The sequence below is a fragment of the Christiangramia sp. genome (genome assembly GCF_029937855.1).
Classification (GTDB): domain Bacteria; phylum Bacteroidota; class Bacteroidia; order Flavobacteriales; family Flavobacteriaceae; genus Christiangramia.
In genome coordinates, this window is sequence record NZ_JAPYPC010000003.1 from 157734 (window position 1) to 171799 (window position 14066).

A 14066-nucleotide genomic window follows, 5' to 3' on the forward strand; every position below is an offset into this window, starting at 1 on the left:
TTTAATCTAATTTATGTGCTAGAAATGGATAATTCTCCTGTTCATAAACAACGTCATACATAATATTGGTATCTGGAAAATCAGATTCATCTGCGAATTTTTCACATTCTGAAACTCTTTCCTTAACGCGTTTATCTATCTCTTTAATTTCTTTATCTGAGGCGTATTTTTTCTCCTTAATGATATCCCGAACTTTAGTGATAGGATCCAGTTTTTGATACTCTGCAACCTCATCTTTAGTACGGTATTTCTGAGCATCACTCATAGAGTGACCTCTATAACGGTATGTTTTTAACTCAAGGAAAGTTGGCCCGTTTCCTTTTCTTGCCCTGGTGATCGCTTCATCCAATGCTTCAGCAACTTTTACAGGATCCATGGCATCTACAGGACCACAAGGCATTTCATAACCATTCCCTAGCTTCCATATCTCAGTATCTTTTGAAGTACGGGCTACAGAAGTACCCATAGCATAACCATTATTCTCAACACAAAAAACAACCGGAAGATTCCAGTTTACGGCCATGTTCAAAGTTTCATGAAGGGAACCCTGTCTAACAGCTCCGTCACCCATAAAAGTCAAGGTAACATTATCCCTCTTGTGGTATTTATCTGCGAATGCAAGTCCAGCTCCCAGAGGAATTTGCCCTCCTACGATACCGTGACCTCCATAAAACCTCTGCTCCTTGGCAAAAATATGCATGGAACCACCCAGTCCCATAGAAGTCCCTGTTTTCTTACCATACAATTCTGCCATCACTCGTTTTGGGTCTACTCCCATCCCAATTGGCTGAACGTGGTTACGATAAGCCGTGATCATGCGGTCTTTCTCCAGATCCATTGCATGAAGTGCTCCGGCCAATATGGCTTCCTGCCCATTATATAAATGTAAAAACCCTCTAACTTTCTGTTGTATATAAACCTGCGCAAGCTTATCTTCGAATTTGCGCCAAAACAACATATCCTCGTACCACTTTAAGTATGTGGCTTTTGTAATTTTCTTCATCTAAAAATTTATATTTAAAGGCCAGACAGATTGGTTTTGCCAAGCGGGTAACAAAAATACTATTTTCGCTAAGAAACGAAAACAGTTTTACTGCAAAAAATCACGAAAACCTTATAGACACGAATTGTCAAAAGCTAAAGGCAACAGATCCTTTATAGATTCAGCCTTCACCACTTTTCCTGTTTCGCCCATAAAATACAATTCTATAGGCTCTTCCTGTTTTACTTCATATTCTGCTAAAGCCTGCCTACATGCACCACAAGGTGGTACGGGCGAAACAACTTTATGTTTTAATGATCTTGCAGTTATTGCAATTTTTAATATTCGAATATTTGGATGTTGGGCTCCAGCGGCATAAACAGCGGTCCTTTCAGCACAAAGACCCGAGGGGTAAGAAGCATTCTCCTGATTGCTTCCCACGACCACTTCCCCGTTTTCCAAAAGAATTGCTGCTCCAACTTTAAACCTGGAGTAAGGGGCATAGGCATTTTCCCGAACCTCCACGGCTTTTTTCATTAAATCCTGAATATCATGGGAAATTTCATCTATAGATTCATAAACTTCTAAACGTGAAGTAATGGTAAGTGGTTTCATATATAATTATTGAAAAATACAAGGTAAAAGAAATCACCAGGCTAAACCGTAATGACAAGACAGATTTAAGAATTCAGTTTTAGTTATTGTAGCTATCCCCAAAGTTAAAGCTTAACCCAAACCTTAAGGTACCTTCTAACGGGCTGGGCACGGAAGAAGTTGAAAATAAATAAGAAGCATCTATAATGATATTTTCATAAGCAAAACCTGCACCCAGGGAGAAAAATTTTCTAAAACCTTTATCTTCACTCTCATTGAAATATCCTGCCCTTAAAGCGAATTTTTCCCTATACCAGTATTCGGCTCCCAGGGCGAGAGTGATTTCTTTCAGCTCTTCAGAAAAACCGTCAGGCGCATCTCCAAAAGACTTAAATATACCGTCTATAGAACCTATTGTATTATATTCCTCATCATCTTCAGCATCTATATCACCATCATCATCAAAATCCTGAGGGGTAGGAACCAAAAGCTTATTAAATTCAACATAGGTCCCTAAACGATTATCAGCATCAAAAATAAAATCGAAACCGGCACCTAATTTAAGATTGGTAGGAATAAAGTTTTCCTGTCCTGCATCATCATATTTCATCTTAGGACCAATATTGGATATTGCAGCACCTAATCGCCATTTTGCATCAAAACTACTTAGAGTGAGCTGTTCCCCTTCATAATATGCAGCGACATCTACCCCAAAAGTAGAAGCAGCACCCAGATCCTCATTGTCCTGAAGTCCGAGATCAGACCTTAAGTACCTTCCGGCTACGGCCATAGAGAAAGTTTCATTAAGCTTTAAAGCATAAGATACATCAAAAGTAAGTTCATTTGGATTCACCAAAAGCGGAAGATCTTCAAATCCCTGACGCGTCTCTATAGACCCGAGACTAAAATATCTTAAACTTCCGGCAACAGCACTTCGATCATCTATCTTGTGGAAATAATTAAGACTTCCAAGAAAAATATCATTTACTATTTCGCTCAAATAAGGAGTGTAGGAAACCGCCACCCCATTTTCGCTTGTAGCGAAAGCATATTTTGCGGGATTCCATTGTTGGGAAAAAACGTCTGGAGAAGTTGCCACCCCCTGGTCCCCCAATCCGGCCGCACGTGCATCTGCAGCTACCAATAGAAAAGGAACGGCTGTGGTTATTACTCTGTCCCTATCATTTCCCTGCCCAAAGATTGAAAGATTGGTGAACAAAATGGCAACGATCAAAAAGAATGTAATTTTTTTCATTATAGTAGTTAATGATACACAAATATATAGTAATAATCCTGTTAAGAAAGAACCTCGAAAAAAAAATGCTTTCCCATTCAGTAGAATCTCAATAAATCTATAGCAGTGATTTCGTTAGGGGTTAATGAATATAACTCAAATTAATGGAATTTATTGCAGGACATAATAAAGAGAACATTAAATTCGATAAAAATTTAAAAATGCATATAATTTTTCCAGTAATAATTACGTTTTATAGATCCCGCAGTTGGGGAACCTAAAAACCTAATTTTAAACCGAATATAAATTGATCTTGGGTGATCACAATATCAGAGAGTTATGAATTTTCGACTCTTTCAGAATTAACAAAATAATCTTGTACATTTATCGTTAATTAGTATATTGCGAAGCCTAAATTTCTATCATAAAGAAGGGAATACTATGAAATTGAATGTAGCTTTAAAAGCCGTTATTGCTGTAATTTGTGGCGTTAGCTTACTAAGCTGTAATAAATCCAACAATTACAAAAATACCTCTCGCGCTACCGGTTGGGACATTAATTCTGACGAAGGTGGCTTTCAGTATAATTCTGATTATAAAGAGCAGGAAGCTGCTCCCGGATTAGTATTTGTAGAAGGAGGAACTTACACTATGGGACGTGTTCAGGATGATCCTATGCACGACTGGAACAACACCCCAACGCAACAGCATGTACAGTCGTTCTATATGGACGAAACCGAGGTCACCAATAAAATGTACCTCGAGTATCTGGATTGGTTAAGACGTGTCTTCCCGCCTAGCGAAGAAAATTACAAGAATATATATAATGGAGCTCTCCCAGATACGTTGGTTTGGAGAAACCGCCTGGGTTATAACGAGACTATGGTAACTAATTACCTACGTCACCCTGCTTATGCTGAATATCCTGTGGTTGGAGTTAGTTGGATACAAGCTGTGGAATTCAGTAAATGGAGAACCGACCGAGTGAATGAATATCGTTTAGAAGATGAAGGCTTCATTAAAGAAAGTGCACACTTAACAGACGTAGATGCGTCTTCCACTTTTAACACCGAAACCTATATCCACACGCCAAGCAAAGCTTATGGAGGCAACACCGAAATTAGTCAGGGTGGAGATGAGTCGCAAGACAGATTAAGTGAAACTAATGAGGCTGGAAACCCGGTTAAGAAAGTATACCCAGGGCGAGAAAGCGGTCTTATATATCCAGAATACAGACTTCCAACAGAAGCAGAATGGGAGTACGCGGCACTTGGATTGGTGGGAATTAGAAATTACAACACTTACCGTGGTAGAAAAAAATATCCATGGGATGGGCAATATACCAGAAATGGTGATGTTAAGAAAATGGGTGATCAGTTAGCCAACTTTAAACAGGGGGATGGAGATTACGGCGGAATTGCCGGATGGAGTGATGATGGCGCTGATATTACCGCTGAAGTTAAAACTTACGAACCTAATGATTATGGCCTTTATGATATGGCCGGTAACGTAGCTGAATGGGTTGCTGATGTTTACAGACCTATCGTTGATGATGAATTTAATGACTTTAATTATTATCGTGGAAATGTGTATACTAAACACGCTATCAATGAAGATGGGACTGTAAAAGTTGTAGGAACAGACGACATAGTTTATGACACTCTAAGCAACGGAAAACTTGTAGCAAGAAATTTACCTGGAGAAATTGCCCAGGTGCCGGTTACTCAGGAAGATACTTACATGAGAACCAATTTTACCGAAAGTGATCAAAGGGATTTCCGTGATGGAGATAAAAGCTCCAGTAGATATTACCAGCCTTTCCAGGAAGTAGAGGAGGATCCTGCTAAAAGAATGTATAATTCCCCAACCTATGATAATTTCACGTATGCCGATAGTAGCGCAGAAGGTGAAATCACTGAAAGAGGTTACGATAAAGAAAAAAGAACTACGTTAATAAGTAATGAAGTTAGGGTTTATAAAGGAGGTAGCTGGAGAGACAGAGCCTATTGGTTAGATCCCGCACAGCGTCGCTATTTCCCACAGGATATGGCCACAGATTATATTGGTTTTAGAAACGCCATGTCCAGAGTAGGCTCAAAATCACTGGATAAAAATAAAACAGCCAGAAGCAACTAATTTGCTTAGTTCCATAAAATAAACTTAAAGCCCTAATTTGTTTAGGGCTTTTTTTATAGATTTAATTTATGAATACAGCTCGACTACATCAACGATTTTTACTTTGTTCTGGCGCCAATACAGATACTAGAGAAATAAGAAAAGACAGTATGTTTTTTGCCCTGAAGGGTACAAACTTCAATGGGAATGAATTTGCGGAAAATGCGCTTAAAAAAGGTGCCCGCTATGTTGTGGTAGATGATAAAAAATATGCGAAAAAAGAAGAGCATTATATACTGGTAAAAAATGCTCTGGAAGCTCTTCAGAAATTAGCAACTTTCCATCGAAATTATCTAAATATCCCTATCCTGGCGATTACCGGGAGCAATGGCAAAACTACTACGAAAGAATTAGTGAATACTGTGCTTTCCAGAAAATTTAGAACTATGGCCACCAGGGGTAATTTAAACAACCATATTGGAGTCCCGCTTACTTTATTAAGTATGGACAATCAAACGGAATTTGGAATTGTGGAAATGGGCGCAAACCATCCTTTTGAAATAGAACACCTGTGTACTATCGCTAATCCCGATTATGGTTACATCACGAATTTCGGGAAAGCACACTTAGAAGGCTTCGGAAGTATAGACGGAGTAATTAAAGCAAAAACCGAACTTTATAAAAGTCTGCAAGAAAGACATAAATTAATTTTTATTAATATCGATGATGAAATCCAAAGGAGACATCATAATTATAGCCATACCTTTAGCTTTGGGGAAAGCAAGCTTGCTGATGTTTGCATAGAATACAAAACAGGTTTACCCAATGCCCAGTTAACTTTTAATAAGACCGACTTTAAAAGCAACTTAAGCGGATCTTATAATGCCAAAAATATGGCAGCCGCATTATGTATAGGTCTTTATTTTAAGGTGGAGTTCAAACAAATTCAGGATGCAATACAGCACTACGCTCCAGACAATAATCGATCTCAGATGATCGAAACCGAAACTAATACGATCATCATGGATGCTTATAATGCTAACCCCACAAGCATGCATGCCGCACTTGAAAATTTTAGTCAGCTTAAGACGAATAAACAAAAAATTGCCATCCTAGGAGATATGTTTGAATTAGGCACTTCTGCTGAAACAGAACATCAGGTGATTGCAAACTATGTTCAAAACAGTGATTTTTCGGAGGTTTATTTGCTTGGAGACAATTTCAAGAATACAAAAACAAGTAGTAATTTCATCTTTAAGTTTAAGTCAATGGAAAGTCTACAAAACCACTTAAAAGAATCCGACTTCCAAAATTGCTATTTTCTTATCAAAGGTTCCAGAGGAATGACACTTGAAAGAGTCCTTGATTCTATTAAAAAATAATTTACTTCAGGTTTTAAACTTTTCAGTATAAATCAAACTTTAGTTTTAATTCAAATTTCTTATACCGACTATCCCTGAGGTAAGCCGTAGGGGTATGTCGCCGTACCGCTAATTATCGGTGTGATTTTGGCCTCCCCAGCCAAAAACCGATTTTTTTTATTTTCCCTCACCCGGAACTGCAAAAAAAGCAGTTCCGACCTCTCTCAAAGAAGATATGAAACGGAAGCCCCGATGCAGAGCCGTTGGAGAATTTTAAAATTTGAAAACCTATAACTGGGAGAGTAAAATAAGCAATGACAAATTAAATTTACAAATATTCCCCTATTTACTCATCTCAGTAAAATGCTTATAAAACCACGGAATTGTCTCAATTCCTTTCAGGTAATTCCAGACTCCGAAGTGCTCATTCGGCGAATGTATCGCATCAGTATCCAATCCGAAGCCCATTAAAATGATTTTGCTGTCCAGTTCTTTTTCAAACAACGACACAATTGGTATACTCCCACCGCTCCTTTGCGGAATTGGTGTTTTACCAAAAGTTTCTTCATAAGCTTTACTCGCCGCCTGGTAACCAATAGTATCTATGGGAGTAACATAAGGATATCCCCCGTGATGTGGCTTCACTTCTACTTTTACTGAATCTGGCGCCAGACTTTCAAAATGTTTTTTGAATAATTCTGTGATCTCTTTCCAATCCTGATTTGGCACCAGTCGCATGGAAATCTTAGCATATGCTTTTGAAGGAAGTACTGTCTTGGCCCCTTCACCTATATAACCTCCCCACATTCCATTTACGTCCAGCGTTGGCCTTATGGAACCTCTTTCTAAAGTAGAATATCCTTTTTCCCCATGAACATCATTGATATCCAGCTTTTCCTTATAATCTTCCAAGCTAAAAGGAGCTTCAGCCATTTTAGATCTTTCTTCATCGCTGAGATTTTCCACGTTATCGTAAAATCCAGGAATGGTAATATGATTATTTTCATTGGTGAGCTTAGCGATCATCTGGCTTAAAATATTCAATGGATTTGCCACCGCACCTCCATAAAGACCTGAATGCAAGTCACGGTTGGCACCGGTCACCTCAACTTCCACATAAGACAGTCCGCGAAGTCCTGTCGTTATAGAAGGTGTGTCCTTAGAGATCATTCCGGTATCTGAAATAAGAATAACATCATTCTGAAGTCTTTCTCTATTCTCTTTGATCCACCATTCCAGATGCTCACTCCCTACTTCTTCTTCTCCTTCGATCATAAACTTCACATTACAGGGAAGCTCATTATTTCGGGTCATATATTCCATCGCTTTCACGTGCATAAACATTTGTCCTTTATCATCACAGGAACCTCTCGCGAATATCGCACCTTCAGGATGGATCTTTGTTTCTTTGATCACAGGTTCAAAAGGTGGTGAATCCCAAAGGTCCAACGGATCTGGGGGCTGCACGTCATAATGTCCATAAACCAGTACTGTAGGTAGGTTTTTATCGATGATTTTTTCGGCATATACTACCGGATGACCGGGAGTTTCTGAAACTTCTGCTATATCACAATCTGCTTTCAGCAGACTTTCTTTTACCGCTTCTGCAGCTTTTAGCATATCGCCTTTATAGGCAGGATCGGCTGAAATTGAAGGGATCTTTAGCAGATCTACCAGTTCATCCAAAAATCTATCTTTATTCGTATCTAAGTATTTCTTTATTGAATCCATGAATTATTTTTCAAATGTGCGTAAAGTTACTAAGTTATAATTGGAAATCTATAAAGCTTTTATTTACTGTTTCCAAAACTCAACCTAAACCTTTTCAATTTATCGAAAAAAAATTATAATCTGTTTGAACACTGGAATCAAGTCCTGAAAGACGCATATTTTATCCCGTTAAAATTATTCAGAAAAAAAATTAATATTTTTGTCTAACATTATTTGAAATTTAAAAACAATAATTATATTTGCACCCGCTTAAGTAATTAAGCAGGGAATCACAACGAGTCCTAAGTGTTGTGAAACTTTAAATGCGGGCGTGGTGGAATTGGTAGACACGCTAGACTTAGGATCTAGTGCAGCAATGTGTGGAGGTTCGAGTCCTCTCGCCCGCACCAAACGAAAAGCCGACTTTAACGAGTCGGCTTTTTTTATGTGGGTAACACCGAGGTAACACTTTATGTTAAAGTTTAACAAAAAAGCATATCATCCCGGCATATCTTAAATAACTGAACGATTCAGTATTATATGATGCCAGTTAACTTTTGCTCTAATTACTGATTTAAGCCATAATTTTTCACGAAGAATTCAACATATTTTGGAAGTTGTGTACCCAGGTAATAAGGTAAATTCATCAATAAATAAGGTGTTCCGTCCAGGGTTTTATCTTCTTCAATTTTAAAGTTACCCCCATATATTCTTATAGTATAAGGGTGGTTTGCCCTTATTGTAAATTGATGTAATGATTTTAAAGTGCCTTTTGCTCCGGATTTTATTTCTATAGGAATCACTTTATCTTCATAAGGATATACCAAATCAACTTCAGAAGATGCCTGGTTTTTCTCCCTTACCCAAAAATTTGGTTTTGCGTTTGTTATGGTATTCAATGAAATCAACTCCTGAGTAATTAAATGTGGAATTATAGCTCCTTTAAAGGAATTGCTAAGATCTTCCATTCCCAACATTTGCGCTTGAATTCCAAGGGCGTGATTTATCAATCCCGTATCCAGAAATTGAAGCCTAGGAGACTTTTTTAAATTTGATTTTATGGGATTCTCTGTATCTGTAGTAGGATAAATAAGCTGAATTATTTTGGCATCATCTAAATTGCGCATAGCTTCCCCAACTTCTCTTGATCTATAGTTGGAATTTCCAAAATTCTGAAATTTGATACGTTCATCTACATATAAGTGAGCTACTTCCATGATATGTTTTATTACACGCCTTTCTGTAGCATTCGAAGTGTATTTTTCCACATCGTTTCTATAAGTACTCCAAATACTTTCATAGACTTTAGGCAGGTCGGCCAAACTTTTGGTTTTTAGATCGGCTTTGACCACTTCTGGCATACCACCTATAATAGCATATCTATGAAATAGATCCATCAGAGTAGTATGGGCATAAGGCTTTATTGGAATAGTATTTAGTTGGTCTAACGCTGTTTCGTGTTCTAAAGCTTTTAAATATTCAGCAAAATTCAACGGGTAGAGATATAAATATTCAATACGGCCTACGGGAAAACTTTTTACATCTTTTATGGCAAACTCAAGCAAAGAACCAGCTGCAATAACATGCAATTGAGGTTTGTCCTCGTAGAAATATCGTAGTAATTGGATAGCTTTGGGCAACTCCTGAATTTCATCTATAAATAAAAGGGTGTCGTTTAAATCCCGAACAGATATATTATTGGTCAGGAACAGAGCTTCGACAATTGTTTCAACATCATCATGTTCTTCAAATACCCTTTTATCTGCAGACTTCTCCAAATTTAAAAAAATAGAATTCTTATATTTTTTTGCAAAGTCCTGGACTAATGTAGTTTTACCTACTTGTCTTGCGCCTCTAATTACCAAGGGCTTCTTGTCGGAATTTTTCTTCCAATTCTCTAGATGACCGGTTATATGTCTCTGGAAATTCATTTTATTTTGTTATATAATAAGGGTAAATATATAATTATATTGTAACAAAATAAGGGTTATTTTAAATTTAATTTGTAATGAAATTAGGGTAATAGAAAAGACAGTGATTCAAATAAATTTTTGAAGAGGTCTAAAGGGGAAATCGGAAAGTATGCCAAAATTTGAGCAGAATGCAAAAACACTAAAACAATGTTTAAGAACCGTAAGTAATTTTCTTATCCCCGAATTGTTATTTATTCTTTTCAAGCTTAAATATTTTCGGATGTTTAAAATTGAACCAGTATGAAAACTTGAAGACGATAAGAGCTTTGTGTCAGCCATTTTGGCTATCTCAATTTACAGGTTTCTGAATCAAGTTCGGTTTCCATGGTATAATGTTAAAATTTATACTCTTCGAGACATGTTGTTATTGCATTTTTATCTTCTATAACTATAAGGGCAGCCCATTAGTTAATCCTTCTTCTATACTAAATAAAGAATTGGCTTCAAGGTACCCTCCTATGGTTACCGGTGTCTTGTTTCAGAACCATAATTCAAATAATTTAGACATACAAATAACTAGAGTATGTGAGGTATGAAGTCCCTATTCTTTTTTCTTTATTGGAAATAGAAAAGAACAATAAGCGCATTCATTTGAAAAAAACTTCAATAAAATAAATCAAAATAAACTAAATCTTAAAAAAGTATTATTTCTATTTCAAATTTTCTTTAGCCAATTTTCCTTTGTCTCTAGTAGGATAAAAAGAAAATTCTATTCCATCTTCCATTACCTTAGCAATGGTTCTCATTTTCCTTTTTTTCCTTCAATGCGGAAGTACTAATTACCAGCATTGAGCTAACAATTATTATATTTTTTAGAATGTACTGGCCAACCAGGGTGAATGTTAACTCTGGAAAAAGCAGCAAAGGAGTAAAAGTTCCAGCTATATGCAATAGTACTAATGCAATGGTAAGCGGTCTAAGGATATTAAGGAGCAGAAGAAAACCTATAGCGGTCTCCCACAACGCCAACAGAATCATGGACAGCTCTGGAGAGAGTAGCCCAAATGTTAATGTATGAACGGTTGTAGTAGCCAAATCTTCGGCAGGACTTAGATTAGGGAAAAATTTTAGTATTCCAAATAAGCAATATATGAGACCAATACTTATGCGCAATAGGAACGTTCCCTGAAGTCCAATCCAGCATTCGATCTTTTCTCTCATATTTTGTAACGGTATTGTGATTGGCTCCTTATTATATTTCATTTGAATGTGCTTTTAAGCAGTCTGATTTATACCTCTCATCCTAAGTAGTTTTCTCTTAATCAAGAAACATTTCTAAAGAAGGAGGCTTGGTTTGGGATATCCCAATCAATTTTTATTTATTATTTCAACAGGTTATAGAAGTATTTATATTTTGATATCCACTCCGAAAATAATTTGCCTAAAACCACCTCCGAAAATACCAGATGTTGCACGGTTTAAACGGGAAGCCCGATAAATTTCATCGGTAATATTTTTGCCATTGATGAAAGCCAACATTTTGAGTTTTTCACCTATACTAAAGTTATAATTCACAAAGGCATCTATAGAATGATAGGCAGGCAGTTTCCCGATTGCCCCATCTGCTGATTCGTTGTCGAAATTATGAAATTCGGTATATTGTTCACTTACAAAATGTCCACTAATGCCAGCAGATAAATTTTTATAATTATAATTCAATCCAACACTGGTATTCCATCCTGGCGTGTAGGGTGCTTCAACGTCAGACAAACCATCATCTCCAAAATTTATAACACTTTTAGTGATATTTTGAAAATCAGATTGGTCAATAGTTTCATCGGTTAAAAGCACTTCTCCACTCGGGCCGTCAGCAACATAAACTTCAAATGCATCCCGGTTGGAATTTACTTTTTCTATGTATTCGTTTTGAGTAGCTCTGCTATGTATGACTTGTGAAAAAAGATCTTTGTCCACCAATCGGCCGTCTAAGACCTCAGACTTCATAATATTAATATTTCCAAAAAGTCGGAGCTTATGTTGATTTTTATTTAAAAGTTCAGCACCCAGGGCCACTTCCAGTCCCTGTACATTGATTCGTCCCAAATCCTCAAATACTTCATTTCGTCCTCCTGCATAGAAATTTCGACTCGTATTATTGAAGTAAGTAAGTTGACCGTCAATGCGATTGTTCCATAAATTTCCTCTCCAACCTATCTCCCGATTCCAGGCCAATTCTGGTTCTATATTAATACTTTGTCTTGCCAGTGGATTGGTAACTATACCATTTTGCTCGACCAAAAAGCCAAATACCTTAGACGGGGCAATCATTCCCTGATAAATACTTCCATAAAATTCTCCGTTTTTTATGCTATAATCTGCTGTAAGACCCGGCAGGAACTGAGTATAAATATTAGGCTCTTTACCTTCTTCTGTACTGCTGAGACTTGGGTTTTGAGCCACGGCAAACAGATCCTGCCGATACATATTTACATGCTCCACTCGTAGAATAGGGGTGAAACCCCATCTTCCTATGTTAAATTCATTTCTGATAAAACCATTGGCTGACCAGAGGCGATACCATAAATCTTTTGTGGTTCTGCCACTTCTTGCCCATCGGCTGTTATCGGCCACCAAAAAACGGTCTTTAAATATCTCACGGTGTAAATTGATACTTGCTTCTAAATGTTGCCCTTCTCCAAAAACTTCCCAATCATAATTCATGGTTTCTTTAAAACCTGAAACCGTATAAGTCCAGCGGCTATCTGTGGTGCTTTCCCTACCGTTTAATATCCTGCCTACAATGAGATAATCTTCCTCGTTAAAAGTTTTTCCTTTTAAATAAGCGTAACGATCGTTAAAAATTTGTTCCCCCACGTAATCCCTTACTTGCTCAGCTTTAACCTTTGTAGTAATCTGTCGCCACCAATCCCGCTCAAAATCGGAAGCATATATTTTTGAGGTAAAACTCAAATTACTTTTAGGTAGCCATTTATGGATAATGTCCAACCCATAACGTCTCATGGTAAATTGGTCGGCATCCAATGGGTTTTCTGTTGGATCTGTTTCGAAAGTAAATGGTGTTTGTGAACTCAAAGATGCCTGATTATCTTCATATTGTCCACTTACTTTAAAATATAGCGATTGTTTATCCGAAAGTTTTGAGAATATTTTGGCATTTAAATTCAGTATTTCAACGGAAGAATTATCAGTAAACCCACCAAATTTTTTGTAAACGCCTTCCACCAAAGCTCCAAGGTTGTTCCATGTACCTCCATAGGAGAGAAGTCCGGTTTGATAGTTTCGCTGACCACCTACCAATTTTACCCTGAGTTTAGGTTTTTGTGGTGGCAATGCGGTGATGTAATTTACGGCACCATACATATTATTCGGTCCAAAACGCAACATATCGGCACCTTTGTAAACTTCAATAGCAGTTAACCGGTCACTTACGGGATTATAATATGCGCCCGGTGCGATATAAGGTGCGGGTGCTGAAGGGGTGCCATCTTCCATTAATAGTACTTTTTTTGAACGTCTTCCCCAAGAGCCTCTAATACTAATATTCGGGCGGTTGGACAATCCCATATCTCCCACAATGTTCACCCCGGGCACAATCTTAAGTATTTCTTCAGTACTGATGGGATTCATATTTTTCAGGGTTATAGGATTAATCCTGAAATTACTCCCTTTAAATGTTGTTTTAAAATTAGTGGGCGATGCACTTACGAGAACCTCATCCAGGCTGGTACTGGATCGCGTCATTTCAATTACGCCTAAATTAAAGGTGTTAGGATTGACTTTAATAGTCCTTGCGTTATAGCCTAAATATTTAATAAGGAGTACATCCTCACTTTTCGGTTTCTGCAATTCAAAATATCCCTGCTTGCCTGTGACGGTACTTGCACTATTTGACTGGAATTGAACTATTGCTCCTGCCAACGGTTGATTATCTGTTTTATCAACCACTTTACCTGAAATTAAGTTTTGTGAATAAACGGAATATAAATTTGCAAAAAAAATGATCAATAAGGATAGGACTGTTTTGGTCATTTTGAAATAATTTGTTTTTTGCTGATTGTCGGCAAATGATTAAAAAAATAATATTTAATTTACGCTTTGTCCATTAGAATATCTGATCTTGCTGTTTTGACGAAAAT

Annotated in this window: 9 protein-coding genes and 1 tRNA gene; 3 read left to right on the top strand and 7 right to left on the bottom strand. The window is 37.3% G+C overall.

Annotated elements, in window-relative coordinates; all coding sequences use genetic code 11:
- Nucleotide 1: 1 nt before the first annotated feature.
- From pdhA to porV, 3 genes are all read right to left on the bottom strand, one after another.
- Entirely contained in the window at nt 2-1003 is a 1002-nt protein-coding gene (pdhA, locus tag Q1K34_RS02970; RefSeq protein ID WP_300434294.1) for a pyruvate dehydrogenase (acetyl-transferring) E1 component subunit alpha, read from the bottom strand.
- Nucleotides 1004-1114: 111 nt separating this feature from the next.
- Nucleotides 1115-1597, bottom strand: a complete 483-nt coding sequence (gene cdd / locus Q1K34_RS02975) for a cytidine deaminase (RefSeq protein ID WP_300434297.1) — start codon at nt 1595-1597, stop codon at nt 1115-1117.
- A gap of 79 nt (nt 1598-1676) precedes the next feature.
- Nucleotides 1677-2831 carry a type IX secretion system outer membrane channel protein PorV gene (gene porV, locus Q1K34_RS02980; protein ID WP_300434300.1) on the bottom strand — a complete coding sequence of 385 codons (1155 nt, stop codon included), beginning with the start codon at nt 2829-2831 and terminating at the stop codon, nt 1677-1679.
- Between the two features lie 420 nt (nt 2832-3251).
- On the opposite strand from porV, the gene gldJ reads away from it, so the two are divergent.
- Complete coding sequence (gene gldJ, locus Q1K34_RS02985) at nt 3252-4946, top strand: gliding motility lipoprotein GldJ (protein WP_300434302.1); 1695 nt, start codon at nt 3252-3254, stop codon at nt 4944-4946.
- A 68-nt stretch (nt 4947-5014) separates the two neighbouring features.
- Complete coding sequence (gene murF / locus Q1K34_RS02990) at nt 5015-6307, top strand: UDP-N-acetylmuramoyl-tripeptide--D-alanyl-D-alanine ligase (protein WP_300434305.1); 1293 nt, start codon at nt 5015-5017, stop codon at nt 6305-6307.
- Between the two features lie 321 nt (nt 6308-6628).
- On the opposite strand, the gene Q1K34_RS02995 is transcribed toward murF, so the two are convergent.
- On the bottom strand, nt 6629-8017 hold the full coding sequence (locus Q1K34_RS02995) for a dipeptidase (protein ID WP_300434308.1): 1389 nt from the start codon (nt 8015-8017) through the stop codon (nt 6629-6631).
- A 304-nt stretch (nt 8018-8321) separates the two neighbouring features.
- Between Q1K34_RS02995 and Q1K34_RS03000 the strand changes: the two genes are divergently transcribed.
- Nucleotides 8322-8406: transfer RNA gene (locus tag Q1K34_RS03000), tRNA-Leu, on the top strand.
- Between the two features lie 156 nt (nt 8407-8562).
- On the opposite strand, the gene Q1K34_RS03005 is transcribed toward Q1K34_RS03000, so the two are convergent.
- The 3 genes from Q1K34_RS03005 to Q1K34_RS03015 form a co-directional block, all read right to left on the bottom strand.
- Nucleotides 8563-9927 (bottom strand): AAA family ATPase, encoded by a 1365-nt coding sequence (locus tag Q1K34_RS03005; RefSeq protein WP_300434311.1) that lies wholly within the window; start codon nt 9925-9927, stop codon nt 8563-8565.
- Between the two features lie 771 nt (nt 9928-10698).
- Nucleotides 10699-11130 carry a DoxX family membrane protein gene (locus Q1K34_RS03010; protein WP_300434313.1) on the bottom strand — a complete coding sequence of 144 codons (432 nt, stop codon included), beginning with the start codon at nt 11128-11130 and terminating at the stop codon, nt 10699-10701.
- Between the two features lie 186 nt (nt 11131-11316).
- Nucleotides 11317-13959, bottom strand: coding sequence for a TonB-dependent receptor (locus Q1K34_RS03015; RefSeq protein WP_300434316.1), 2643 nt, complete (start codon nt 13957-13959; stop codon nt 11317-11319).
- Nucleotides 13960-14066 lie beyond the last annotated feature (107 nt).